Source organism: Cupriavidus gilardii, from assembly GCF_008801915.1.
Classification (GTDB): domain Bacteria; phylum Pseudomonadota; class Gammaproteobacteria; order Burkholderiales; family Burkholderiaceae; genus Cupriavidus; species Cupriavidus gilardii.
This window is the reverse complement of record NZ_VZOV01000019.1, coordinates 30,857-54,248: the sequence shown is the minus strand read 5'-3', so window position 1 is coordinate 54,248 and position 23,392 is coordinate 30,857. Positions and strand designations below refer to the sequence as shown.

The window sequence follows — 23,392 nt, the reverse complement described above, 5'->3', positions numbered from 1 at the left end:
GCCCCCAACCAGAGAGACGATGGCGACGACCAACGGACATCCCACACCCGCTTCCAAACGCCGGATCGCCGCCGAATTGTGGGCAACGATCTGGCGTTTTCGTGCGCGCGTCGGCGTGGCGGTGTTGCTGCTGGTGCTGGCCAAGGCCGCCTCGGTGGCGGTTCCGCTGGTGCTGAAGCTGGTGGTCGACGACGTGGCGCCGGTCGCCACCGGTGCCGCCGCGATGGCCGGCGCGGCGATCACGATGCCGGTCTTCCTGGTGCTGGCCTACGCCGCGTTGCGCCTGCTCGGCAACGCCTTCAACGAATTGCGCGATGTCGTGTTCGCGCCGGTCACGCAGCGTACCGTGGCGACCTTCATGGAGCGCACGTTCTCGCATCTGCATGCGTTGGGCGCGCGCTTTCATGCGCGCCGCGAAACCGGCGGCGTGATCCGCGACCTGGAGAAGGGCACGGCCGCGATCGGCTTCCTGCTCGGTGTCGCCGTCTTCACGATCGTGCCGACGCTGATGGAGATCGGCTCGGTCCTGATCATCATGATCGCGGCCTATGGCGGCGCCTTTGCGGCGATCATCGTCGTCACGTTCGCGCTGTATGCGGGATACACCTTCGTGATGACGCGGCGCCGGACCAAGGTGCAGCGCAAGGTCAATGCAGTCGAGGCCCAGACCAACAGCAAGGTGGTCGACAGCTTGCTGAACTACGACACCGTCAAGTTCTTCGCGCGGGAGAAGTTCGAGACCAAGCGGTTGTCGGGGCTGCTCGAAGGCTGGGTCGACGCCAGCGTGGAGAACCAGTACGCGTTGTCGGCGCTGCATATCGGTCAGAGCGGCTGCATCGCGCTGGGTGTCGCCGCGGTGATGCTGCTGGCCACGGAGCGTGTCGTCACCGGTGCGCTGACGGTCGGCGACCTGGTGCTGATCAACGCCTACATCATCCAGGTGGTGCTGCCGCTCAATACGCTGGGCTTCATCTTCCGTGAGTCGAACGACGCGATGACGCAGGTCGAGCGGCTGTTCGCGCTGCTCGATGCACAGGGGCCGCCGGGCGAGGATCACGACGCGCCGGGCGCGCGGCCCTTGCACGTTTCCCGCGGCGAGATCGTGTTCGAGAACGTCAACTTCAGCTATGACCCGAGCCGGCAGACGCTGTGGGACGTCAGTTTCCGCATTGGCGCCGGGCAGACCGTGGCGGTGGTCGGCGGCAGCGGGTCGGGCAAATCGACGCTGGCGCGGCTGCTGTTCCGGCTCTATCTGCCCGACAGCGGCAAGATCAGCATCGACGGGCAAGACCTGCGGCTGGTCACGCAGCAGAGCCTGCGCGAGGTGATCGGCATCGTGCCGCAGGACACCATCCTGTTCAACGACACCATCGCCTACAACATCGGCTACGGCCGCGAGGGCGCAACCCGTGCCGATATTGTCGAGGCCGCCCGCGCCGCGCAGCTCGACACGTTCATCGACCGGCTGCCCGACACCTACGAGACGCGCGTCGGCGAGCGCGGCGTGCGCCTGTCCGGCGGGGAGCGCCAGCGCGTGGCGATCGCCCGCGCGCTGCTGAAGAAGCCGCCGATCGTGGTGTTTGACGAAGCCACCTCGGCCCTCGATACGCGTTCGGAGCGCGCGATCCAGCGCGAGCTGGCCGAAGTGGCGAAGGGCCGCACCGCGCTGATCATCGCGCACCGGCTGTCGACCATCGCCGATGCCGACCATATCCTGGTGATGGAGCATGGCCGCGTGGTGGAGGAGGGCAACCACGATGCGCTGCTGGCCCGGCGCGGCGTCTATGCGCAGATGTGGCGGCTGCAACAGCAGCAGCGGGAACTGGAGCGGACCGAGCAGAAGCTGGCGCTGCAGCCGATCCGGCTCGAGGCCATCGTCGCCGCGGTGGTCGACGGCTTGCGCGAGCTGATCGCCGAGCGGCAGGTCAATCTGTTTACCGTGCTGGGCGAGGCGGAGTTGCGGGTTACCGGCGATCCCGGCGTGGTGCAGAAGGCCGTATGGGAGCTGTGCCATGCGCTGATTGGCGACATGGAACCGGGCGGACGCATCGAGCTGCGGCTCGAGCGGCAGGGCGGCGAGGCGTCGCTGTACGTCGCCGCGCCGGACCGGCAGGCGCCGCTGCCCGATATGCGCGAGCTGGAGGGCTTGCTGGAGGACCATGCGGTCCGCCTGACGGTCGATCCGCATGGCCATGGTTACCGGATGGCGATGCCGCTGCGTCCGATCCGCGAAACGCCGGCACCGCCGCCGGTCGCCCCACCTGACGTCACCTCGACGCTGCCCGCTGCCGACGCGCTGAAGGGTTTGCGCATCCTGGTGCTCGACGACGACGAACCGACGCGCGAGGTGCTGACCAGCACGCTGGAGGACTATGGCGCCGACGCCCAGGCCTTCGGCCGCGGCGACGATCTGCTGGACTTGCTGGGCGGGGCCGACCCGCAGCACTGGCCGCAGGTGCTGCTGTGCGATATCGCACTCGACGAGGAGGACGGGTACACCGTGCTGCGCCGCGTGCGCCGGCTCGAGGCCGAGCGCAACGTGCCGCTGGCCTGCCGCCTCAGCGCGATCGCGCTGTCCGGCCATGCCGAGGCGCAGGACCGCATGCGCGCGATGATGGCCGGCTTCCAGGTGCATCTGTCCAAGCCGGTGCAGATCGGCGAGCTGGTGATCGCGATCCATTCGATGGTGCGCCATCGCGATGTCGACGCCACGGTGCCGGGGCCGCGAGGTTAGCGCGGGGGGCTGCCGGGCCGGGGCCGCGGTTCGTCGAATTTCGCTTGATTTTCCATTTCTCATTGCCCGATCGAGGAGAAACCATGCAGCCTCACGACAGGCCCGACCTGCCCAGTTCCACGCCTTCCCGATCCTCCGCCGACGTGCCCGGCGCCACCGCCTCGCCCGGCATGGCGCTGGGCAGCCGTTTCGCCGATGCGGCCAGCGCCGAGCGCGCCGTCGCGCTGGCGGTGCCGATGCTCGAAGCGGCGGTGCGCGACCGCGAGGTCGGCGAGGGCGGCTTCCTGCATCTGGTGGTAATGGACCCGGGCAAGTGCCCGGCGGACTGCCCGTTCGAGCAGGCGATCCTGTTCGAGTATTCGACGCCGGGACGGGAACGCTGGGACGCTGACTATGCCTGGTACGCCCGCGAGAAGGCCAAGGTCGCCTGGCGCACGGGCATGGCGACCGACCAGATCCAGGCACGGGCGCCGCACCTGCTGCGCGCCGAGGAGTCGATGCTGGGCGGCGCGGTGGTGCTCGACGGCATCGTCGTCGCGGTCAGCGGGGCGAACCCCTGGTACGACGAGGCCTTCGCGCTGAGCGTGGCGGCGCTGTTGCGGGCGGTGGCGCAGCAGCGGCGCAGAGCGGAGAAGTAGAACGCCCATCTGGCCCCTGCAACTTTTACCAGCCAAGGCATAAACGCCAACACCCCCCATGTAACTCCTGACATGGGGGGAACCGTTTCCCCCGAAACGGCAAGCCACGGCGCCATCACGCGTCTGGCATGCAATTCGCTGAAGGCATCCCCACAGAGAACCGGATCGCCGCCGTCGCACGGTGCGGCGGGCAGCCGGATTGGGGAGCGGTGCCGTGCATTTCCCTTCTCCGTCCGTCCGTCAACGCGCCGATTCCAGCGCGCGCCGCATCCGGTCAAGCCTTTCAAGCCAACTTCAGGAGTCGAAATGACCGATGCGCCAGACGCCAGCCTGCAAGGCAAGACCTTTCTCGTGACCGGGGGAGGGCGCGGGCTCGGCGCCGCGATCTGCCAGAACCTGTCGGCCGCCGGCGCCAGCCTGGTCGTTGCCGATGTCGATGAAACCCTGGCGCGCAACTGCGCCGAAAAGCTCGATGCCAGCGGCGAGCGGGCCTATTCGCTTTCCTTCGACGTGGCCGAACCGGCCGCGGTCCGCTCGGCCTTCGAGCAGGTGCGCGAACGCAGCGGCCGCCTCGACGGCATCGTCAACAACGCCGCCATCGATATCACGCTGCCGGTCGACGAGGTCGAGACCGAACGCTGGCACCGCGTGCTGATGGTCAACCTGTACGGCCCCTATCTGATGTCGCACGCGGTGGTGCCGATGCTCAAGGCGCAGGGCGGCGGCCATATCGTCAATATCGCGTCGACGGCGTCCAAGCGCGCCTGGCCCAACGCCTCGGCCTACCACGCCACCAAATGGGGGCTGCTGGGCTTCTCGCACGCGCTGCACGCGGAACTGCGGCCGCACGGCATCAAGGTGTCGGCCATCGTTGCCGGCGGCATGCGCACCCCCTTCCTGCTCGACCGCTTCGCCGATATCGACCAGTCCACCCTGCAGGACCCGGCCAATGTCGCGCGCGCGGTGCGCTTCGTGCTGACGCAGCCCGAAGAGACCGTGATCCCGGAGGTCATGGTGCTGCCGATGAAGGAAACGTCGTGGCCGTGATCGACGACCCTGGCGCCGGCCAGATCGCGGGCGCCGCCGTTCCGGCCCGAGCGGGCAGCGGGCACCCCGGGCTCCCCGGCGCGGTACTGCTGGACAAGGACGGCACGGTGCTGCAGGACGTGCCGTACAACGTCGACCCCGACAAGATGCGGCTCGCACCCGGCGCCGCGCGCGCGCTGCGCCGGCTCGGCAAGCTCGGCGTGCCGCTGGTGGTGGTGTCCAACCAGCCGGGCCTCGCGCTCGGCCGCTTCACGCCGGAGGCGCTGGCACCGATGCGCCAGCGCCTGGGCGAGCTGTTCGCGACCCACGGCGCGCAGCTGTCGGGCTTCTTCTTCTGTCCGCACCATCCGGAAGGCGTGGTGCCGCGCTTCACGCGCACCTGCCTGTGCCGCAAGCCGCTGCCGGGGCTGCTGCGCAACGCCGCGACGCTGCTGCATTTCGATCTGCGCCGCTCCTGGATGATCGGCGACATCCTCGACGACATCGAGGCCGGCCAGCGCGCCGGCTGCCACACGATCCTGGTCGACTGCGGCAACGAGACCGAATGGGTGCGCGGGCCGTACCGCACGCCCGAGCATGTCGTCGCCGATCTGGACCAGGCCGCGCGCATCGTGGTCCGCCATCTGGGCGGCACGGTGCGGCACGCCGAACGTTGCCGGGCGGAGGCCTCCTGACCATGACGGCATGGCGCGACGCCAAACGCATCCTGTGCGTGCGGCTGGACAATATGGGCGACGTGCTGATGACCACGCCCGCGATGCAGGCGCTGAAGGACAGCGATCCGTCCCGTCATCTGACCTTGCTGACGTCGAGCGGCGCCGCGGCGCTGGCCAGCCACCTGCCGATGATCGACACGCTGCTGACCTGGGATGCGCCCTGGGTCAAGGGCAACGGCACCGGCAACCGCACGGCCAGCAGCGTGCTGCCGTGGGCGCAGCGGCTGCAGGCCGCCCGCTTCGATGCGGCGGTGATCTTCACCGTCTACAGCCAGAACCCGCTGCCGGCCGCGCTGCTCTGCACGATGGCCGGCATTCCGCTGCGGCTGGCGCATTGCCGCGAGAACCCCTACGAACTGCTGAGCGACTGGGTGCCGGAGACCGAGCCCCAGACGCAGGTTCGCCACGAGACGCAACGCCAGCTCGATCTGGTGGCGACGGTCGGCGCAGTGCCGGCCGACACGAGGCTGCGCTTCCGCGTGCAGCCGCATGACCGGCGCGCGGTGCAGCGGCTGCTGCAACGCTGGCAGGGCGACGGCGAGCCAGAGGGCGCCGTGTCCCGCCGCTGCGTCGTGATGCATCCCGGCGCCACCGCCGAGTCGCGCCGCTGGCCGGCACCGCGCTTTGCCGAGGTCGCGCGCACGCTGGCCGAGCAGGACGGCGCGCTGGTGCTGCTGACCGGCGGCGTCAGCGAGCAGCCGCTGGTGGACACCGTATGCCGGGCCGCCGGCCACCCGCGCGTGACCGGCATCGCCGGCGAACTGACGCTCGGCCAGATGGGCGCACTGATCGAGCATGCCGATCTGTTGATCTCGAACAACAGCGGCCCGGTGCATCTGTCGGCCGCGCTCGGCACGCCGGTGGTCGATCTCTATGCACTGACCAATCCGCAGCACACGCCGTGGCAGGTGCCGCACCGCACGCTGTATGCCGACGTGCCGTGCCGCTATTGCTACAAGAGCGTCTGCCCGCAGCAGCACCACCGTTGCCTCAACGATGTCGGCGTCCCCGACGTTGTGGCCGCGGCGCGCGAGCTGCTGGCCGGCGCACCGGCCGCCACGGATGCGCTGCCGCCGCTGGCGGTGCCCGCCCCTGTCATGCCCCCGTTGCCGCCGGTACGCGCCAGTGGCGCGGTGCTGGCCACCTGAATCGGACACAAGGAATCGCGCAGAGGAGCCGCCATGTACACGCTTGGAATCAACGCCGCCTATCACGACACCTCCGCCTGCCTGGTGCGCGACGGCGAGGTCATCGCCGCGGCGGAAGACGAACGGTTCACGCACATCAAGCACGGCAAGCGCCCGGTGCCGTTTACGGCCTGGGAGCTGCCCTACCATGCGATCGACTACTGCCTGAAGGAGGCCGGCATCACGCTGGCCGACATCGACCATATCGCCTACTCGTTCGACCCCGCGATCATGCTCGGCGAGCGGCGCAACGACGAAACGGTGACGCTGCCGCTCGAACCGTCGAAGCACGCCACGCCAGGCGTGGCCGATTCCCCGTGGGACCCGCTGTTCCTGTCCTATGTCGTCAACGCGCCGCGGCAACTGGTGTCGGGCGTGCCGCATCACCTGCAGAAGCGCTTCGCCACCGTGCGCAGCAGCGCGGAGGCGCCGTACCGCTGGCACTACGTCGAGCACCATATGGCGCACGAAGCCAGCGCCTTCCTGGCGGCGCCGTTCGATCGCTGCGCGGTGCTGACGATGGATGGCCGCGGCGAGAGCGCGACCACCAGCTATGGCGTGTTCGATGGGCGCGACTACCGCCGCATCAAGCAGATCGACCTGCCCGATTCGCTCGGCCTGCTGTATGAGCGCGTGACGCGGCATCTGGGCTTCCTGCATTCCTCCGACGAGTACAAGGTGATGGCGCTGGCCTCGTACGGCGAGCCGACCCGCGCCGACGTGTTCCGCGCCATGGTCCATGGCGATCGGGAGGGGGGCTACCGCATCGACCAGGCCGATCTCGAAGCGGTACTGGGGCCGCCGCGCGTGCGGGGCAGCGAATTCACGCGCGAACACTTCAATATCGCGCGCTCGCTGCAGCTGGTGCTCGAGGAGACGGTGCTCGGCATGACGGCGTGGCTCGCCGCGGAGACCGGCGAGCGCAAGCTGGCGATGGCGGGCGGGGTCGCGCTGAACTGCGTGATGAACGCGCGCGTGCGCGACCAGGGCGCGTTCGACGAGGTCTGGGTGCAGCCGGCCGCCGGCGATGCCGGCACCGCGCTGGGCGCGGCGCTGTGGATCGACTGGCAGCAGCGCGGCAAGCCGGCGCGGCGCTGGGCGATGGAGCACGCCTATTACGGCCCGGCCTTCGACGAGCAGGAGATCGCCGCCTTCCTGGACCAGGCCAAGCTGCCGTACCGCCGGCTCGACGACGTGGCCGGCGAGACCGCCGAGCTGCTCGCGCAGAACAAGATCATCGGCTGGTTCCAGGGCCGCATGGAGTTCGGCCCGCGTGCGCTGGGCGGCCGCTCGATCCTGGCCTCGCCGATCGATCCGTCCATGCAGCAGAAGCTGAACCAGATCAAGGACAGGGAGGACTTCCGCCCGGTCGCGCCGGTGGTGATGGAGGAGCGCGCGGCCGAGTGGTTCACCGCCGCCCATCCGGGGAACTGGCGTGCGCCCTTCATGCTGTTCGTGTTCAACGTCAAGCCCGGAAGAGAGGACCGCATTCCGGCCGTTTGCCACGTCGATGGCACGGCCCGCGTGCAGACCGTGCGGCGCGAGCAGAATCCCGCCTACTACGACGTGCTGGCGGCCTTCGAGCAGCGCACTGGCGTGCCGATCCTGGTCAATACCTCGTTCAACACGCGGGGCGAGCCGATCGTCTGCACGCCGCGCGATGCGGTCGAGTGCTTCTGGACGTCGCCGCTCGATGCGCTGGTGATCGGTCCGTTCCTGCTGGAAAAGCCTGCGCGGGAGGGCGCCCATGCCGGTGCATGAGCCCGCGGATCGAAGGATCGGCAACGTCGAGCGCGCGGACACCGAGCCGCTGGTCTCGGTCGTGATCCCGACCTACCGGCGCCCGGACCTGCTGCATCGCTGCCTGCGGGCGATTGGCGTGCAGCAGTTCGGCGCCGGCACGTTCGAGGTGATCGTCGCCGATGACGGTTGCGAGCCGGCGGTCGAGCGTCTGGTCCAGGAACTGAACGGCGCGTGGCCTCGCTGCACGCTGCGCTATCTGGCGGTGCCGGATACGCAGGGCCCCGCGGGCGCGCGCAACGCCGGCTGGCGCATCGCGCGCGCGTCGGTGATCGCGTTCACCGATGACGACACCATTCCCGATCCGGGGTGGTTGCGCGAAGGCTGCCGGGCGCTGTCGACCTCGCCGCAATGCTGCGCGATGACCGGCAAGGTGGTGGTGCCGCTGCCGGCACGGCCCACCGACCATCAACGCGATACCGGCGGCCTGGCCACGGCCGAGTTCGTCACCGCCAACTGCTTCGTCCGCAAGGAGGCGCTGGTCAAGGTCGGCGGCTTCGACGAACGCTTCAAGCGCGCGTGGCGCGAGGATTCCGACCTGCAGTTCCGCCTGCTGCAGCAGGTCGGGCCGATCGGCCACGCGCCGGGCGCGATGGTCGTGCATCCGGTGCGGCCGGCGCCGTGGGGCAGCAGCCTTGCGGCGCAGTCGAAGGTGTTCTTCGACGCGCTGCTGTACAAGAAGCATCCGCGCTGGTACCGCGAGCGCATCCGTCCAATCCCGCCGTGGCACTACTACGTGTCAGTGCTCGGCTTGCTGGTGGCGCTGATTGCCGCGCCGGCCGGCCATGCCTCGCTGGCATGGGGCGGCTTCGGCCTGTGGTTCGCGCTGACCGCGTGGTTCTGCTGCCGCCGCCTGCGTGGCGCAGCGCTGACTCCTTCGCATGTCGCCGAGATGATCGCGACTTCGATCCTGATTCCGCCGCTTTCCCTGTACTGGCGCCTGCGCGGCGCCCTTGCCTTCAAGGTTGGTTTCCTATGATCAGATTCGCGGAGCGTCCGCGCCGGATCGCCGTGTTCCGAGCGCTGCAACTGGGTGACATGCTGTGCGCGGTGCCGGCGCTGCGCGCGCTGCGCAAGGCCGAGCCCGATGCGACCATCACGCTGATCGGCCTGCCTTGGGCGGCCTCGTTCGTCGAACGCTTCTCGCATCTGGTCGACGAGCTGATGGTGTTCCCCGGGGCCCCGGGCATGCCCGAGCAGCCGATCCGCGAGGACGAGGCGCAGGCCTTCTATACGCAGGCCCGCGCGCGCCGGTTCGATCTGGCGATCCAGCTGCACGGCAGCGGACTGGTGACCAACGCGATCGTGCGGCAGCTTGGGGCGCGCCAGATGGCCGGTTTTCGGCCGGTGCCGGCGGCGCCCAGCGCGGGCCGCGCCGAACGCAAATGGCAGCCCGGCGTGTTGTCGTACGGTGCGCGTCCGGTCAACGAGCTGCTGATCGACTGGCCCGGCGGCAACGAGATCGAGCGGCTGCTGGCACTGACCAGCCGGCTCGGCTATCTGCCCGACGGCACCGAGCTCGAATTTCCGCTGCGGCCGGCCGACAGCGCGGCGTGGCAACGGCTGGCGCTGATGCACGACCTGATGCCGGGTAACTTCATCTGCGTGCATCCCGGCGCGCGCATGCACTCTCGCCGCTGGCCGGTCGAGCGCTTTGCCGCGGTGGCGGACGTGCTGCGCCAGCACTGGAAGATCGTGGTGACGGGCACGCCGGACGAGGCCGAGCTGGCCGGACGGCTGTGCGATGCGCTCGGCTCGCCGGTGATCAATCTGTGCGGCAAGACCGATCTGGGCGCGATGGCGGCGGTCGTCAAGCACGCGCGGCTGCTGTTGTGCAACGACACCGGCGCTTCGCATATTGCCGCGGCAATGCGTACGCCCAGCGTCGTGGTCTCGTGCGGCAGCGACAGCGCGCGCTGGGCGCCGCTGGACAGCTCGCGCCATCGCGTGCTGGCGGACTATCCGTCATGCCGCCCGTGCATGCATCAGGATTGCCCGGTCGGGCACCTGTGCGCCGAGGGCCTCGAGGTCGACGACGTGGTGGCCGCCGCGATGGCGATGATCGGGCAGTCGCGCGAGACGCAGGAGGTCAGCCATGCCTGAGCGGCTGCGCATCCTGACCTGGCATGTTCACGGCAACTATCTGTACTACCTGTCGCAGATTCCGCATGACCTGTATCTGGTGACCAAGCCGGGCTCGCCGCCAGGCTATGCCGGCGCGGTCGGCGCGCTGCCGTGGGGCGGCAACGTGCACGAGGTCGCCTACGACGATGTGCCGAAGCGCGAGTTCGATTGCGTGCTGTACCAGCACCAGCGGCACTGGGACAGCGATCGGGAGACGCTGCTGACCGAGGCGCAGCGGCGATTGCCGACGATCTTTCTCGAACACGACCCGCCGCAGCAGCATCCGACGGGGACCGTGCATCCGGTGCAGGACCCGAACGTGATGCTGGTCCATGTGACGCCGTTCAATGCGCTGATGTGGGACAGCGGGGTCACGCCGCACTGCGTGATCGAACACGGTGTGCTGGTCGATCACGCAGTGCGCTACAGCGGCGAGGCGCCGCGCGGCATCAGCGTGGTCAACAACCTGAACAGGCGCGGGCGCCGGCTTGGCGCCGACATCTTCGCGCAGGCGCGCGAACAGGTACCGCTCGATCTGGTGGGCATGGCGGCGGAGGAGGCAGGCGGGCTGGGCGAAGTGCCCAATCCCGAGCTGGCGGCCTTTGTCGCGCGCTACCGCTTTTTCTTCAATCCGATCCGCTATACGAGCCTAGGGCTCGCCGTGGTCGAGGCAATGATGATCGGCATGCCGGTGGTCGGGCTGGCGACCACCGAGATGTCGACGGCGATCCGCAATGGACACAGCGGCTATGTCGATACGCGGCTGGAGCGGCTGGTCGAGGTGATGCGGCGGCTGATCGACGATCCGGGGCTCGCCAGGGAATGGGGCGAACAGGCGCGGGCGAGCGCGATGGAGCGCTTCGGGATCGGGCGGTTTGTCCAGGATTGGTGTGGGGTGTTGAGGCAGGTGGCGCAGTAAGGGGAGCAGCAAGGGGAGCAGCAAGGAGAGCAGACCCGCAGCCCTTTGCTTGCTCCCGCTCCCGCTTGCGGGAGCGGGTTGGGGAGAGGGCTGGGGACAGGGCAAGCAGCGCTCACTGACCCACGCCGTTCGCGCCGCCCCTCACCGCATCTGCGCAGATCCCAGATAGCGCCGCAACCGCTGCACCGTCGGCGGAATCACCGCACGCTCGCGCAATACCCACGGCAGCCCCCGCGCGGTATCGACGCATCCGACCAGCCCCCCTTCGCGCAGCAGCGCCGGCACCATGCGCAGGCTTTCGCGCAGCGCCGCGCCGGCGGGCAGCCTCAACCACGCCGACCAGATCGCATTGCGCGCCAGCAGCCGGCGGCGCATCCGGTGCGCGCGGATCGGGCATGGCTGGTGGTAGGCGAGCAGCTCGGGGCAATAGACCAGATGCCAGCCCAGTGCCGCCAGATCGAGTGCCAGCAGCGTTTCCTCGCCGCCAATGAAGAGCCGCGGATGGTAGCCGCCGGCGCGGCGGTAGGCCTCGGCACGAAACACCGTCGCGCCGGCCAGCAGGCCGAGGATCGCCTTGCCGGGCAGCCCGGACGAAGGCAACGGACTGTCGGCCATGATGCGGCTGATCGGGTCGCTCTGCGGCGCGCTGTCTTCCCGCACCACCATCAGATGCGCGGTCAGCGCGGCGACGTCGGGATGACGGTCCAGCGTGTCGGCGGCCAGCTTCAGCGCGCCGGGATGCCACCAGGTATCGTCGTCGCAGAATGCGACATAGGGCGTGCGGGCCCAGTCCACGCCGACATTGCGCGCCGCCGCGCCCAGGTTGGCCGGCAGCCGCAGCAGCGCGGCCTGCGGAAAGTCGCTGCGCACCATGTCTGCGGTGCCGTCGCTCGAGCCGTTGTCGACCACGGCGATGGCGGGATGCTCCGGCAACGCGCACAGGCGCGACAGCGTGGCGCGCAGCCATTCGCGGCGGTTGTACGTCAACACCACCACGCTGACGCGCGTATCCCCCTGCGCCTGCATACGACGGCCGCCGCCCGGCGCGGGCGCCGTCATGCCATCCGCTGCGTTCACGCGCTGCCCTCGCTGGTGCAGGCGGCCTGGGCCTCGGTCGAATCGCCGGCGCTGGCCTCCCATTGCCAATAGCGCTCGGGCGCGCTCAGATCGCTGATCGTATTCGAATCGAACATCGCCAGCTGGCTGGCGTAGGCGTTGCAGGCGCGGGCCTTGGTGGCGGTGTGCTCGCCGATGGCCAGGTCCACCGGGGTCGATACGGTGCCGGCCGCGTGCCAGCGCGCCAGCAGCTTGTGCAGCATGCCGGGTTTGCGCCGGTAGATCGCCTCTTCGTAATAGAGCCACGGCGGTCCGCCGTGATCGCGCTCGCGCCACAGGCGCGCGCACGCTTCGTGCACCAGCGTATGGTCGGAATGGTACAGACCGCATGGCGCCACCACGGCGCAGGCGTTATGCAGCGAGATCACCTTCGACAGCTGCGCGGCGATCTCCCCGGCGGTGTGGCGCCGGTTGTACTGGCTGTCGAGAAAATCGAGCCAGACCGGTTGCGCGTCGAGGATGGCAAGGCCGGCGCGGTCTTCCTCGCGCCGCGCCAGCACCGCTTGCGCCGCGCTGGAAAAGCCGGCGCGCCGATCCCAGTCCGGCGCCGGCATGTCGACCGGCGGCACGCCGGCGAACACGGTGACGACCACGGAGCCGGGGCATGCCGCCAGCAGGTTGCCGCAACTGAACACGGCATCGTCCAGGTGCGGCGAGATCACGACCAGGGGAATGGAGACCGACAGCGACATGGTTCATTCCGGTTCGGTTTGCAGGTCCGCGATCCGCGGCGGCGCGGCGGGACTGCGGTGTGCAAAGGCATCGGCGGCCCAGTAGACCTTGCACGCGGGCAGATCGGCGAGGTCGCGCAGGCGGCCGTTGCGCGCCGCGTGCAGTGCTTCGGCACGGCGGCGATGCCATTCGAGCCGGTAGACCAGGAAGGTGATGTTGCCATTCATCGCGTCGCTCCCCTCGGCGTTGCAGCGGCGCCGCGCCGCGGCGCGAGCGTCGCCATGCCTGCGGCGGCTTGCGCGACCTGTCCCGCCGCGGCAATGCCATCGGCCTGCTGCGCCACGGTGTCGTTGACCGCCGGAGCCGGCATGCCGGCTCCGCGCGCCAGCCGCTCGGCGAAATAGGCCACGGTGCGGCGCAGCCCCTCGTCCAGGTCGATGCGCGGCACCCATTGCAGCTGCTGGCCGGCCTGCGTGATATCGGGGCAGCGCTGGCGCGGGTCGTCTTCGGGCAAGGGCCGCATCACGATCGGTGCCGACGAGCCGGTCGCCGCCAGCACCTTGCGTGCGATCTCCAGCATCGACAGCTCGCAGGGGTTGCCCAGGTTGATCGGCGTGCTGTGGTCGCCCGGCGCTTCCATCAGCCGGATCAGCCCTTCGATCAGGTCATCGACATAGCAGAACGAGCGCGTCTGCGAGCCGTCGCCATAGACGGTCAGCGGCTGGCCCGACAGCGCCTGCGTGATGAAGTTCGACACCACGCGGCCGTCCGCTGGATGCATGCGCGGCCCGTAGGTGTTGAAGATCCGCGCGATGCGAACGTCGACGCCATGCTGGCGGTGGTAGTCCATGAACAGCGTCTCGGCGCAGCGCTTGCCCTCGTCGTAGCAGGAGCGTGGCCCGATCGGGTTGACATGGCCCCAGTACGACTCCTGCTGCGGATGGCAGTCGGGGTCGCCGTAGACCTCGCTGGTCGACGCCTGCAGGATGCGCGCCTTCACGCGCTTGGCGAGCCCCAGCATGTTGATCGCGCCATGCACGCTGGTCTTGGTGGTCTGCACCGGATCGCTCTGGTAGTGGACCGGCGAGGCCGGGCAGGCCAGGTTGTAGATCTGATCGACCTCGACATAGAGCGGAAAGGTCACGTCGTGACGCATCAGCTCGAAATTCGGCTCGCGCAGCAGGTGCGCGATGTTGTCCTTGCTGCCGGTATAGAAGTTGTCCACGCACAGCACATCGTGGCCGGCCTGGACCAGCCGGTCGCACAGGTGCGAGCCGAGAAAGCCCGCGCCTCCGGTGACCAGCACGCGGCGTCGGTTGGCTTCTTTCATGAGGTCGCTCCGTTCAAGCCGCGGCTTGCGGCGTTTGCGCCGTTTCGTCGATGGTGACGCCGGCCAGCCGCGCATACACGCCTTCCATGCGCGCGGCGACGCCGGCCCAGGTGAAATGCGCGTGCGCACGGCGGCGGCCCGATGCGCCCATCCGTTCAGCCAGCGTCGGATCGCAGGCCAGCCGCGCGAGCCGCGCCGCCAGCGCCGCCGGATCGTTGGGCGGCACCAGGTAGCCGGTGCGGCCGTTCAGCACGGTGCTGCGGATGCCGCCGACCGCGGCGCCGATCACCGGCACGCCGCAGGCCATCGCCTCGACCGGCGTGATGCCGAACGGCTCGTACCATGGCGTGGTGACGAACACATCGGCCGCGCTGTAGAACAGCCGCAGCTGGTCGCGGCCGCGCCGGCCGACGAAGGTGACCGCATCGGCCACGCCTTCCTCGGCGGCAATCTTCTGCAGGCGGCCGATTTCGGGCGTGGCGGCCGGGCTCGGCTGGTCGGAATTGCCGCCGACCACGTACAGCCGCGCGCGCAGGCCGAACGCACGGCGCAGTTCACCCATTGCCCGCACGACGTTGTCGATGCCCTTGCGCGGCACCATGCGGCCGAGCTGCAGCACCGAGAATTCATGCGAAGGCCAGCCAAGCGCGCGGCGCGCCTCGGTGCGCGGCACCGGCGAGAATTCGTCGCCATCGAAGCCGCAGGGCACCGTTTCGATCGTGCCGGGGTCGGCCCCGTAAAGCCGGATCAGATCGTGCCGGTCCTGCGGGCACTCGGCGATCACGCAGTCCGATTCGCGCACCAGCCGCTCCTCGATCTCGAAGCGGCAGTCCGGGAAGCCGTCGGCGCTGCCCTGGTGCTGGCGCCGGACCTTGCCGAGGGCATGGAAGGTCATGACCAGCGGAATATCAAGCTTTTGCTTGACGTGCAGCGCCGCGAGCCCCGACATGAAGAAGTTTGCGTGCATCACCATATAGCCGACGCGATCGCGCGCCATGAATTCGGCCATGTAGGCGCCGAACTCGTCCATATAAGGCAATAGCTGTTCCTTCGGCACGTGCACCGCGGGGCCGGCGGGGACATGAATCACGCGGACGTTGGGCGCGAACGCGACGACCTCCGGCAACAGGCCCTTGTCGCGCCGCGTGAACACGTCGACCGGATAGCCGCGTTTGCCGAGATGGCGCGCCAGCTGCGCCACGTAGATGTTCTGTCCTCCACTGTCCACGCTGCCCGGCCCGGCCAGAGGGGAAGCGTGCTCGCTGATCAACGCGATCCTTTGCATGGTTGGCTCCCAGGGGAGCGAGCTGCCAGCCGTCACAGCCGCGATCCGCTCGCTAGTAAAGCCACCGTGTTTGCAGCTTGCATGCCAGCGTGCGACTTCTCAGGCTGTTGATGTCGCGAAGATCAGGAGAAGCGTTATATCGCTTCTCGTCCGGTTCCCATGCCGCACGTCAAGATCTGCGCGCGCCCCGGTAAAGCCATGCGCGGCCCCATGGCGAAATTGCAGCATTTTGTAATACGCGCTAGCGATGCACGATGGCATTGCGCCAGAGGGCACGGCATTTCCCGTGCGGCGCCGGGAACGCTCCTTGCGAGACGAACAGAGCTGCCGGCGGCAAGGCCCGTGCCGGCCGCCACGCGTGTCGTGCGACGCCGCGACGCCGTCGATGGACACCCCGGGCCGCTGGAGTAGCAAGCAGATGAGAATGACGCTGAAGAAAATCGGATCGCAGGTCATCGTGATCACCGGCGCCACCAGCGGTGTGGGCCTGCTCGCCGCGCGCAAGGCCGCGTCGCGCGGCGCCAAGCTGGTCCTCGCCGCCCGCGGCGAGGAGGCGCTGCACCAGCTCGCCGAGCAGCTGCGCGAGACCGGCTCCGAAGTGATCACCGTGCCCACCGACGTCGGCGATCTGCAGGCGGTCAAGGCGCTCGCGCAGGCTGCGATCGAGCGCTTCGGCGGCTTCGATACCTGGGTCAACAACGCTGGCGTGACGATCTACGGCCGCTACAACGAGGTCCCGGTGGAGGACCAGCGCAAGCTGTTCGATACCAACTACTGGGGCGTCGTCCACGGTTCGCTGGTCGCGGCCGCGCATCTGCGCGAGCGCGGGGGCGCGATCATCAATATGGGCAGCGAGGCCTCCGACGTGCCGCTGCCGCTGCAGAGCGCCTACGCGGCGTCCAAGCATGCGATCAAGGGCTTCACCGATTCGCTGCGGCTGGAGCTCGAACAGGAGCGTGCGCCCGTTTCCGTCACGTTGATCAAGCCGGCCGCGCTCGACACGCCGTTCGCCAGTCACGCCAAGAACTATCTCGACGTCGAGCCGGAACTGGCGCCGCCGGTCTACGATCCCGAGATGGCCGCCGAGGCGATCCTGTTCGCCGCGGAGCATCCGCGCCGCGACATGTTCGTCGGCGCGGCGTCCAAGGCGATGTCGTCCGCCGCCTACCACATGCCGGGCCTGTACGACCGCGTGATGCGGCGCTTCCTGGGGCGTGCGCAGTGCACGGCCCGGCCCGCCGGCCCGCGCGAGAACAACGCGTTGTTCCAGGCCACCAACGACCTGGTCGAGCGCGAGGGGCGCCGGCACGTGGTCCGCACCTGCCCCTATACGGCCAGCACCCGCCATCCGGTGATGACCGGCGCGATGGTGGTCGGCGCTTCGCTGGCGCTCGCCGCGGCGCTCGGCATGCGACGCACGCGCATGCGATGAGCGGGGACGATGGCTGAGGCGGCCACGCTGATCCTGATGTATGGCCTGGTCCCGCTGTGGCTGCTGGCGGGACTGGGCGACTGGGCCTGCCATCGCCGCGAGCGGATCGAGCGCAATGCCGGCACCTACGAATCGGCGCTGCATCTGCTGATGCTTGCGGAGGTCGGCGTGCCGGTGCTGCTCGCGCTGTTCCTCGAAATCAACGCGCTGGTGCTGGCGATCATGATGGTCGCGGTGGTCGTGCATGCGGCCACTGCCTGGTGGGATGTCCACTACACCTACGGGCGCCGGATCATCGGTCCGACCGAGCAGCATATGCACGGTCTGCTCGAGGTGTTGCCGTTGTCCGCGCTGGCGCTGGTGGCCGTCGCCCACTGGCCGCAGGCGCTGGCGCTGTTCGGGCTCGGCGATCGGGCCCCGGACTTCTCGCTGACGCCGAAACAGCCGCCGTTGCCCGGCTGGTATGTCGCGGCGGTGCTGGCCGCGACGGCGCTATGCGGCGTGTTGCCCTTCGTCGAGGAGTTTTACCGTTGTTGGCGCTGGCGGCGCCGGCATGGCGTCGAGCGCGAGCAGGGCGCGGCGGTGGCGACCGAAGGGTGATGCGGGATCAGTGAGACGAGCGCCTGGCTGCTCAGCCTACCCGCCGCCAGCTGCGCACGACGAGGTAGGCGCCATAGGCAGCGGCCAGCGCGAAGATCACGCCGACCACCACCGCGTTGTCGCTGCCCCCCGCGCTAGGCAAGCGCGCCAGCCAGCCTTCGCCACCGAGCCAGATGATCGCCTCGTGCACGCCGGCGATCACCAGCAGCGTCATCGCCAGCGCGTCGAGCAGGCGCGTCCAGGCAGGCCGGGCCACGGGCGGCATTGCCGCCGGCCCTGCATCGGCGGGCGTGCGGCGCAGATCGGCATGGGGATGCTGCGGATTGGGGGAATTCGGCGGATTCGTTGGCATCGGCGTGAACCTGGCGGACTAGCGGTGAGGCAGCGGCCGGTTGACGGTCGGCCGCGACGGCGAGCGGCGCGTGGTGGCCGGATACTGCTCGCGCGTCAGTTGCTCGAGCACGCGCAGCAGGTCGGCCGCTTCGTGGTAATAGCGGATCAGCCAGGGACGCAGCATCGGATCGTCCAGCTCGCCGCGCAGCAGCGCACCGCACGCCGCGACCGAACGGCCCGCGCGGCGGCAGGCCAGTTGCAGCGGCGTATCGCCGGGGCGCTCGCGATGCGCGGCGCCATCTCCCTGCGGCGCGGCACCCGGCGCACCGGCCGCGCGTTGCGACAGATCGGCGGCCGCGCGCCGCTGCAGGTTGGCGCGATGGATCAGCAGCGCGCGCAATTGCGGATCGGCGGCGCTCACCGAGGCGGCTTCGAGCGCCTGCCCGCAGAGCGCGGCCAGGTCGCCCAGGGCCGCGAGCATGGCGGTCGGATCCTCTGGGGAGGGGAGGGTGGATTTCACGATGTGCGGGCGGTTTGGCGAACGGGCTTGGGCAAACACGGCGATCTCGGCGTGGCAAGGAGGCGGAGGTCGAACGGATCCGGTGGGATCCGGGGCGCGCGACCGCATGCCGGGGGTGGCTGCGTGCTGATGGCGGCGTGCTCTGGTGGTTCCAATGGCTCTAATGTTTTAGGACGTTTTTGCGACCGATTCAGATGTTTTCCACCGGTGGCTCACTTTCTTCGGGGTTGCCGCCGGGGCGCTTGACCGATGGCGGCTCGCCGTTTTCATCCGGAAGGTCGCGCCCGCCGGCCGGGTCGGACTCGCGCGCGGACCCGCCGCCGCCGTCGCGTTCGACATCGTGTCGGCCATTGCGTTGGTCATTTGCCTGGCCATTGCCCTGGCCGTCGCGCTGGCCGTCGCGCCGCTCGTTGCGGCCGCCGGCATCGGGCGCGCCCTGCGCCGGGGTCGGGCCCGCGCTCTTGCTGCCGCCCTGATCGTTGCGTTGGCCGACGGGGTCGCCGCCATGGGGGGATTCGGTCCCGGGCCGTGATTCTGTTGCCATGCGTCCACTCCGCGGAAGGCAAGTTGCACTTCCCGCGATCGAGCACTAACCATGCCAGTCGCGAAGGCTGCTGCACATGGCCCATGCGGGGCCGCCCGACGCCGATTGCGCCGGTTTTTCGGCCGGTTTTACATGGACGTTGTAATTCGTCGGTCAAGCGGCGCGACGCCTCCTGGCGACCCGGTCGTCCCGGCGCATCGTCCTCGGGCGGCGCCCGGCGGGCGGCAACTATAGCTTCTGGCGCGGCCGGTCTTGCGGCATCGGCAGCGCTCACTAAGCTGGCCCGCACCCGGCCGAACGGCGACATGATGCCGCGCCCGGCTCTCGCCATGGACACCTCCAATCCAGCCAGGACCTTGCACACTCGGTCGCAGACCGAGCCCGAAGCCGCGCTCCAGGCCGACTACCCGCTGCGGCGCCGCGTCGCCGCACTGCTGCTGGCCGGCACCGTTCTGTTGCCGCTGTGCCTGCTCGCCGGCTGGGGCTGGCTCGCGCTGCGCGACGCGTTTGCCGATGCCGAGCGGCAATGCGTGCTGCTCGCGCGGGTGGTGCAGGAACACGCCAGCAAGGTGATGGAAAGCAACCGCCTCGCCGACCAGCGCCTGCGCGATCTGACCGCGCACTGGAGCAACGCCGACATCCGGCACCATGAGCTCGAGCTGCATCGCCGCATGGCACGGATGGGCCGCGATCTGCCGCAGGCCTTCGCGCTGGGGATCTTCGGCGACGATGGCACGTTGCTGGCCAGCAGCCTGCTGTATCCGGCGCCGCCGCTCAATATCGCGGGACGGGAAGACTATCGCGCCATCATGGTCGAGCACGAGTCCTCGCACCTGTCCGCGGTGCTGATCGGCGGCGTGATTCCCGAGCCGGTGTTCAAGGCCAGCATGCCGCGCATGCACGGCCAACGGCTTGCCGGCATCGTGTCGATCTCGCTGCGGCCTTCCTATTTCGCCGACTTCTACCGGCAATTGCTCGAGAACACCGACGGCTACCGCGCGGCGCTGGTGCGCGGCGACGGGGCGGTGCTGGCGGCCTATCCATGGCCCGATCCGGACGCGGCGCGGTTCGCCGGCCAGGTACGGCACCTGAGCCAGAGCGATGGGCCGGAGCGGACCGGGCGCGCCGACGGCCATGCCTGGCTGCTCGCGGTCCATCCGGTCGGCGACGGGGTAGCCAGTGCGATGGTCAGCGTGCCGTATCGCGTCGTCTACCGCGCCTGGTGGCGGCGCATGGCGCCCGCCTCGCTGGCCGCCGCCATCGTCTCGGCCGTGCTGTCTCTGTCGTTGTGGAGCGCGCTGCGGCGCATCCGCGCGGAGGAGGCGGTGCGGCGGCGGTGGCGCGAGGAACGTGCGCGTCGAGAGCAACTGGAGAAGCGCTACCGGCAGTCGCGCAAGTTCGAGGCGATGGGGCAGCTGATCGGCTCGGTCGCGCACGACTTCCGCAATGTGCTGGCGGTGATCTCCGCCTATACCGATGCTGATGTTGCGGACCGGCGGGGCCGGACATCGCGGCGGGGGCGATAGCGTGCACCGGGCGGACCGGGCGGACCGCGGGGATCGAGCGGATTGCGTTCACAGGACGGACCGTGCCCACCGCACCGCGCTGGCCGGCATCCGCAAGAGCCTGGCCAGCGGGGCGCTGCTGGCCGACCGGCTGCTCGGCGTGGTGCGGCGGCGCGAGCATCGCCGCGAGGCGATCGCGCTGGCCGAGGAGCTGCAGCAATGCGACCCGTTGATCCGCGCGACGCTCGGCCCCGGTATCGCGTTGCGCTATGCGGTCAGTCCCGATTGCCTGCCGGTCCATGCCGACCGCTGCGAACTCGGCCTGGCGCTGTTGAACCTCGCGGCCAACGCGCGCGATGCGATGCCCGAGGGCGGCCTGCTGGAGATCGGCGCCGCCAATCTGGGCGCGGCTTGCGGCGGCGCGGCGACGCTGCCGCCGGAACTGGATGCGCGCCGCGGGCCGGAGGATTCCGCCGATGGGGCCGATCGTCACCGGCCCGTCGAGCGGACCGACGAGCCAGCCGACGAGCCAGCCGGCGACCCGGCCGGCAACCCGGCCGACGATCCCCGCACCGATACCGCGACGCCGATGCGCGGCGTCTACGTGCGGCTCTGGGTCAGCGACAGCGGCATCGGCATGCCGGCTCATGTCGCCGACCGGGCGCTGGAGCCGCTGTTCACCACCAAGCCGGACGGGGTCGGCACGGGTCTGGGCCTGAGCCAGGTCGCGGATTTCTGTCGCGAGGCCGGCGGCGCGGTGACGGTGCGTTCGGCCCCTGGAAAGGGGACCACGGTGACGTTGTTCCTGCCGGCCTGCCAGTTGCCGCGGCGCGCCTGAGCTGGCGCAGGCGCTGCGGCCTGCCAGCGCCCGATGCCCTCTCCCCCGGCCCCTCTCCCGCTTGCAGGAGAGGGCTGGGGAGAGGGCTGGAGAGAGGGCTGGAGAGAGGGCTGGAGAGAGGGCTGGAGAGAGGGCAGCGGCGCGTCCATTGGCGCCGCGGTTCGGTCAGCGTTCCCGCTGCTGCGCCAGCGCGTAATAGCGGCCGATCTGCGCGAGCGCGAATTCGGCGGCGGCCTCGCGGACCTCGTTGCGGCTGCCGCGCAAGCGCACGGTCTCCGAGAACTCGACGGTACGGCCATTGCCGCGGCCGGTCTGCCTGAAGATCCAGGCGAAACACTGCGTACCGGGTGGTGTGCCGTCGTCGCCCTTGCCGTCGGCAATGCCGGTATTGGCGATGGCCAGATTGGCATCGGTCAGCGCGAGCACGCCGCGCGCCATCGCCAGCGATACCTCTTCGCTGGTCAGGCCGTAGCGCCGGATCGTTTCCGGCGAGACGCCGAGCACGCGATGCTTGATCGCGGGCGCATAGGCGACCACCGCGCAGCGCAGCGCGTCGCCGCAGCCGGGCACATCGGCAATGCGCGCGGCGATCAGGCCTGCCGTGCACGATTCCGCGGTAGCCAGTTGCAGGCCATGCCGCAGCAGAAAGCGTGCGGCCTCCTCATGGGCATTCATCTCGTTTTCCTCCCAGTTCACGACTGCGCGTGTGCAGATTCCATGCCATCGGCGGCCCTGGTCAAATCTGCACGCTTTGCCGGGTGGACCGCGCCGGACATTCGGAAAGCGTGTAAAAAGCGGCCCCCGCATGAAATTCCGAACGCCGTAAGCACGCAGGCAGCGGCATCGGGCGACGGTGGCAGCGTGCGTTTCGCAACCGCGGCGGCGGCGGTATGGATATTGCGTCTGGGCTCGAAGCCGCGGATTGCGCAGTGCTGAAGCGCCGGTCCGCGGCGATCCGATGCAACCGGAGCACAAGGAGCCGACGCATGCAGCAATCCACCAGCAATCCGCGAGAACGCAGTGTCACCGGGGCACCGTTTGCCGCGCCGGGGACCCGCACCGACCGGTCTGGCGACGAGGTGCGCAGCCGCAGTGCCGATCCCGGCCAAAGCAGCTACGGCGGCTTCAAGAACGAGAACCCCAGCTATCAGCGGCAAGGCGATGCCGGCCGCGGTGCGGGCAACCGCATCAGCTATTCGGACGATCGCATTCTGGATCGGGTCTGCGAGCGTCTATGGCGCGCGGGACTTGATGTCAGCGAGGTATCGGTCCGCGTCGAAGGCGGCCACGTGACGCTCGAAGGCCAGGTCGGCAGCCGCACGGCACGCCGGCAGATCGAAGAGTGTGTCGACGCCTGCCAGGGCGTCTCCGATATCGAGAACCGGATCCGGGTGGCGCCGGACCGCAGCGAGTCTCGAGGGTGAGCCGTCGAACGAGGGCAGCCCAGGCAGTACCTGCACAGCAATTCCCCACCACGATAAAAGGAGTTTCGAATGGACAAGTCCAAGATTCCGAGCGCGCAACGCGCCGCGCTGAGCCTGCTGCTCGACGACCACCGCAACGTCAAGAAGCTGTTCAAGTCGTTCGAGAGCGCGAAGGAGCGTTCCGAGAAGGAACAGATCGCGCAGCAGACCTGCCACGAGTTGACCGTGCACGCGCAGATCGAGGAGGAGATCTTCTATCCCGGCTTGCGCGGAGTCCACGAGAAGCTCGACGAGATGCTCGATGAAGCGAAGGTCGAACACCAGGTCGCCAAGGACCTGATCGCGGCCATCGAAGGCGATCTGGGCGGCGAGATGCTGGAGGCCAACTACAAGGTGCTGTCCGAATACGTCAACCACCACGTGCAGGAAGAGGAGAACGAACTGTTCAAGATGGTGATCAGCAAGAACGTCGAGCTGGGCGACATGGCGGAGCAGATGACCGCCCGCAAGGAAGAGCTGATGGGAGCCATGGCCTAGGTTGGGCACCGTCGCCCCCGCGCAGGCGGGGGCCCAGCGGCTTTGTGGCTACGGGTTTGCGGCTCCGGGCTTGCGGCTCCGGGTTTGCGAC

Annotated in this window: 24 protein-coding genes; 15 read left to right on the top strand and 9 right to left on the bottom strand. The window is 69.3% G+C overall.

The window, feature by feature from the left end; genetic code table 11:
- The first annotated feature begins 19 nt into the window (after positions 1 to 19).
- From F7Q96_RS19960 to F7Q96_RS19920, 9 genes are all read left to right on the top strand, one after another.
- Entirely contained in the window at positions 20 to 2,734 is a 2,715-nt protein-coding gene (locus tag F7Q96_RS19960; protein WP_053823622.1) for an ABC transporter transmembrane domain-containing protein, read from the top strand.
- 170 nt (positions 2,735 to 2,904) lie between these two features.
- Positions 2,905 to 3,372 (top strand): heme-degrading domain-containing protein, encoded by a 468-nt coding sequence (locus F7Q96_RS19955; protein WP_053824567.1) that lies wholly within the window; start codon positions 2,905 to 2,907, stop codon positions 3,370 to 3,372.
- Between the two features lie 306 nt (positions 3,373 to 3,678).
- Complete coding sequence (locus F7Q96_RS19950; protein WP_053823623.1) at positions 3,679 to 4,419, top strand: SDR family oxidoreductase; 741 nt, start codon at positions 3,679 to 3,681, stop codon at positions 4,417 to 4,419.
- Positions 4,420 to 4,442: 23 nt separating this feature from the next.
- Positions 4,443 to 5,093, top strand: coding sequence for a D-glycero-alpha-D-manno-heptose-1,7-bisphosphate 7-phosphatase (locus F7Q96_RS19945; RefSeq protein WP_053824568.1), 651 nt, complete (start codon positions 4,443 to 4,445; stop codon positions 5,091 to 5,093).
- A gap of 2 nt (positions 5,094 to 5,095) precedes the next feature.
- Positions 5,096 to 6,283 (top strand): glycosyltransferase family 9 protein, encoded by a 1,188-nt coding sequence (locus tag F7Q96_RS19940; RefSeq protein WP_170265898.1) that lies wholly within the window; start codon positions 5,096 to 5,098, stop codon positions 6,281 to 6,283.
- Positions 6,284 to 6,316: 33 nt separating this feature from the next.
- Positions 6,317 to 8,083, top strand: a complete 1,767-nt coding sequence (locus F7Q96_RS19935; protein ID WP_151023175.1) for a carbamoyltransferase family protein — start codon at positions 6,317 to 6,319, stop codon at positions 8,081 to 8,083.
- Entirely contained in the window at positions 8,070 to 9,101 is a 1,032-nt protein-coding gene (locus F7Q96_RS19930) for a glycosyltransferase family 2 protein (RefSeq protein ID WP_053823624.1), read from the top strand. Before F7Q96_RS19935 ends, F7Q96_RS19930 begins: the two co-directional genes overlap by 14 nt.
- Complete coding sequence (locus tag F7Q96_RS19925; protein ID WP_053823625.1) at positions 9,098 to 10,225, top strand: glycosyltransferase family 9 protein; 1,128 nt, start codon at positions 9,098 to 9,100, stop codon at positions 10,223 to 10,225. The genes F7Q96_RS19930 and F7Q96_RS19925 overlap by 4 nt, the downstream gene beginning before the upstream one ends.
- A complete protein-coding gene (locus tag F7Q96_RS19920; RefSeq protein ID WP_053823626.1) occupies positions 10,218 to 11,165 on the top strand; it encodes a glycosyltransferase in 948 nt (315 codons plus the stop codon). The genes F7Q96_RS19925 and F7Q96_RS19920 overlap by 8 nt, the downstream gene beginning before the upstream one ends.
- A 141-nt stretch (positions 11,166 to 11,306) precedes the next feature.
- Here the strand turns inward: F7Q96_RS19920 and F7Q96_RS19915 are convergent, their stop codons facing one another.
- Genes F7Q96_RS19915 through F7Q96_RS19895 form a run of 5 tightly spaced genes read right to left on the bottom strand, consistent with a single transcriptional unit; the run spans position 11,307 to position 15,568 of the window.
- Positions 11,307 to 12,224, bottom strand: coding sequence for a glycosyltransferase family 2 protein (locus F7Q96_RS19915; RefSeq protein WP_053823627.1), 918 nt, complete (start codon positions 12,222 to 12,224; stop codon positions 11,307 to 11,309).
- Between the two features lie 14 nt (positions 12,225 to 12,238).
- A complete protein-coding gene (locus F7Q96_RS19910; RefSeq protein ID WP_053823628.1) occupies positions 12,239 to 12,973 on the bottom strand; it encodes a PIG-L deacetylase family protein in 735 nt (244 codons plus the stop codon).
- A gap of 3 nt (positions 12,974 to 12,976) precedes the next feature.
- Positions 12,977 to 13,180, bottom strand: coding sequence for a hypothetical protein (locus F7Q96_RS19905; protein ID WP_053823629.1), 204 nt, complete (start codon positions 13,178 to 13,180; stop codon positions 12,977 to 12,979).
- Positions 13,177 to 14,283: a UDP-glucuronic acid decarboxylase family protein gene (locus F7Q96_RS19900; RefSeq protein ID WP_053823630.1), complete on the bottom strand. Its 1,107-nt coding sequence runs from the start codon at positions 14,281 to 14,283 to the stop codon at positions 13,177 to 13,179. The genes F7Q96_RS19905 and F7Q96_RS19900 overlap by 4 nt, the downstream gene beginning before the upstream one ends.
- 13 nt (positions 14,284 to 14,296) lie before the next feature.
- Positions 14,297 to 15,568: a glycosyltransferase family 4 protein gene (locus F7Q96_RS19895; RefSeq protein WP_053823631.1), complete on the bottom strand. Its 1,272-nt coding sequence runs from the start codon at positions 15,566 to 15,568 to the stop codon at positions 14,297 to 14,299.
- A gap of 418 nt (positions 15,569 to 15,986) precedes the next feature.
- Between F7Q96_RS19895 and F7Q96_RS19890 the strand changes: the two genes are divergently transcribed.
- Together F7Q96_RS19890 and F7Q96_RS19885 are read left to right on the top strand one after the other, a co-directional pair.
- Positions 15,987 to 17,000: an SDR family oxidoreductase gene (locus F7Q96_RS19890; protein WP_053823632.1), complete on the top strand. Its 1,014-nt coding sequence runs from the start codon at positions 15,987 to 15,989 to the stop codon at positions 16,998 to 17,000.
- A gap of 9 nt (positions 17,001 to 17,009) precedes the next feature.
- Positions 17,010 to 17,600, top strand: a complete 591-nt coding sequence (locus F7Q96_RS19885) for a diguanylate cyclase (RefSeq protein WP_151023173.1) — start codon at positions 17,010 to 17,012, stop codon at positions 17,598 to 17,600.
- A gap of 31 nt (positions 17,601 to 17,631) precedes the next feature.
- Here the strand turns inward: F7Q96_RS19885 and F7Q96_RS19880 are convergent, their stop codons facing one another.
- From F7Q96_RS19880 to F7Q96_RS19870, 3 genes are all read right to left on the bottom strand, one after another.
- On the bottom strand, positions 17,632 to 17,952 hold the full coding sequence (locus F7Q96_RS19880; RefSeq protein WP_053823633.1) for a hypothetical protein: 321 nt from the start codon (positions 17,950 to 17,952) through the stop codon (positions 17,632 to 17,634).
- Between the two features lie 18 nt (positions 17,953 to 17,970).
- Positions 17,971 to 18,414, bottom strand: a complete 444-nt coding sequence (locus tag F7Q96_RS19875; RefSeq protein WP_053823634.1) for a hypothetical protein — start codon at positions 18,412 to 18,414, stop codon at positions 17,971 to 17,973.
- Positions 18,415 to 18,643: 229 nt separating this feature from the next.
- Positions 18,644 to 18,997: a hypothetical protein gene (locus tag F7Q96_RS19870; protein WP_053823635.1), complete on the bottom strand. Its 354-nt coding sequence runs from the start codon at positions 18,995 to 18,997 to the stop codon at positions 18,644 to 18,646.
- 329 nt (positions 18,998 to 19,326) lie between these two features.
- Here F7Q96_RS19870 and F7Q96_RS19865 point away from each other — a divergent pair, with 329 nt between their 5' ends.
- Both F7Q96_RS19865 and F7Q96_RS19860 read left to right on the top strand, forming a co-directional pair.
- Positions 19,327 to 20,523, top strand: a complete 1,197-nt coding sequence (locus F7Q96_RS19865; RefSeq protein ID WP_151023171.1) for a PDC sensor domain-containing protein — start codon at positions 19,327 to 19,329, stop codon at positions 20,521 to 20,523.
- Between the two features lies 1 nt (position 20,524).
- A complete protein-coding gene (locus F7Q96_RS19860) occupies positions 20,525 to 21,340 on the top strand; it encodes an ATP-binding protein (RefSeq protein ID WP_170265897.1) in 816 nt (271 codons plus the stop codon).
- A gap of 165 nt (positions 21,341 to 21,505) precedes the next feature.
- Here F7Q96_RS19860 and F7Q96_RS19855 read toward each other — a convergent pair whose 3' ends face one another.
- Positions 21,506 to 22,015, bottom strand: coding sequence for a CinA family protein (locus tag F7Q96_RS19855; protein ID WP_053824569.1), 510 nt, complete (start codon positions 22,013 to 22,015; stop codon positions 21,506 to 21,508).
- 311 nt (positions 22,016 to 22,326) lie between these two features.
- Between F7Q96_RS19855 and F7Q96_RS19850 the strand changes: the two genes are divergently transcribed.
- Both F7Q96_RS19850 and F7Q96_RS19845 read left to right on the top strand, forming a co-directional pair.
- On the top strand, positions 22,327 to 22,764 hold the full coding sequence (locus F7Q96_RS19850; RefSeq protein ID WP_053823637.1) for a BON domain-containing protein: 438 nt from the start codon (positions 22,327 to 22,329) through the stop codon (positions 22,762 to 22,764).
- A 69-nt stretch (positions 22,765 to 22,833) separates the two neighbouring features.
- Complete coding sequence (locus F7Q96_RS19845; protein ID WP_053823638.1) at positions 22,834 to 23,301, top strand: hemerythrin domain-containing protein; 468 nt, start codon at positions 22,834 to 22,836, stop codon at positions 23,299 to 23,301.
- Positions 23,302 to 23,392 lie beyond the last annotated feature (91 nt).

Excerpts from the sequence above, each read along its gene's own strand:
- F7Q96_RS19930 (WP_053823624.1), top strand. The coding sequence starts at position 8,070 with ATGCCGGTGCATGAGCCCGCGGATCGAAGGATCGGCAACGTCGAGCGC.
- F7Q96_RS19940 (WP_170265898.1), top strand. The coding sequence starts at position 5,096 with ATGACGGCATGGCGCGACGCCAAACGCATCCTGTGCGTGCGGCTGGAC.
- F7Q96_RS19845 (WP_053823638.1), top strand. The coding sequence starts at position 22,834 with ATGGACAAGTCCAAGATTCCGAGCGCGCAACGCGCCGCGCTGAGCCTG.
- F7Q96_RS19935 (WP_151023175.1), top strand. The coding sequence starts at position 6,317 with ATGTACACGCTTGGAATCAACGCCGCCTATCACGACACCTCCGCCTGC.
- F7Q96_RS19890 (WP_053823632.1), top strand. The coding sequence starts at position 15,987 with ATGAGAATGACGCTGAAGAAAATCGGATCGCAGGTCATCGTGATCACC.
- F7Q96_RS19915 (WP_053823627.1), bottom strand. The coding sequence starts at position 12,224 with ATGACGGCGCCCGCGCCGGGCGGCGGCCGTCGTATGCAGGCGCAGGGG.
- F7Q96_RS19880 (WP_053823633.1), bottom strand. The coding sequence starts at position 17,952 with ATGCCAACGAATCCGCCGAATTCCCCCAATCCGCAGCATCCCCATGCC.
- F7Q96_RS19850 (WP_053823637.1), top strand. The coding sequence starts at position 22,327 with ATGCAGCAATCCACCAGCAATCCGCGAGAACGCAGTGTCACCGGGGCA.
- F7Q96_RS19905 (WP_053823629.1), bottom strand. The coding sequence starts at position 13,180 with ATGAATGGCAACATCACCTTCCTGGTCTACCGGCTCGAATGGCATCGC.
- F7Q96_RS19900 (WP_053823630.1), bottom strand. The coding sequence starts at position 14,283 with ATGAAAGAAGCCAACCGACGCCGCGTGCTGGTCACCGGAGGCGCGGGC.
- F7Q96_RS19870 (WP_053823635.1), bottom strand. The coding sequence starts at position 18,997 with ATGGCAACAGAATCACGGCCCGGGACCGAATCCCCCCATGGCGGCGAC.
- F7Q96_RS19865 (WP_151023171.1), top strand. The coding sequence starts at position 19,327 with ATGGACACCTCCAATCCAGCCAGGACCTTGCACACTCGGTCGCAGACC.
- F7Q96_RS19885 (WP_151023173.1), top strand. The coding sequence starts at position 17,010 with ATGGCTGAGGCGGCCACGCTGATCCTGATGTATGGCCTGGTCCCGCTG.
- F7Q96_RS19955 (WP_053824567.1), top strand. The coding sequence starts at position 2,905 with ATGGCGCTGGGCAGCCGTTTCGCCGATGCGGCCAGCGCCGAGCGCGCC.
- F7Q96_RS19910 (WP_053823628.1), bottom strand. The coding sequence starts at position 12,973 with ATGTCGCTGTCGGTCTCCATTCCCCTGGTCGTGATCTCGCCGCACCTG.
- F7Q96_RS19920 (WP_053823626.1), top strand. The coding sequence starts at position 10,218 with ATGCCTGAGCGGCTGCGCATCCTGACCTGGCATGTTCACGGCAACTAT.
- F7Q96_RS19895 (WP_053823631.1), bottom strand. The coding sequence starts at position 15,568 with ATGCAAAGGATCGCGTTGATCAGCGAGCACGCTTCCCCTCTGGCCGGG.
- F7Q96_RS19875 (WP_053823634.1), bottom strand. The coding sequence starts at position 18,414 with ATGCTCGCGGCCCTGGGCGACCTGGCCGCGCTCTGCGGGCAGGCGCTC.
- F7Q96_RS19950 (WP_053823623.1), top strand. The coding sequence starts at position 3,679 with ATGACCGATGCGCCAGACGCCAGCCTGCAAGGCAAGACCTTTCTCGTG.
- F7Q96_RS19855 (WP_053824569.1), bottom strand. The coding sequence starts at position 22,015 with ATGAATGCCCATGAGGAGGCCGCACGCTTTCTGCTGCGGCATGGCCTG.
- F7Q96_RS19960 (WP_053823622.1), top strand. The coding sequence starts at position 20 with ATGGCGACGACCAACGGACATCCCACACCCGCTTCCAAACGCCGGATC.
- F7Q96_RS19925 (WP_053823625.1), top strand. The coding sequence starts at position 9,098 with ATGATCAGATTCGCGGAGCGTCCGCGCCGGATCGCCGTGTTCCGAGCG.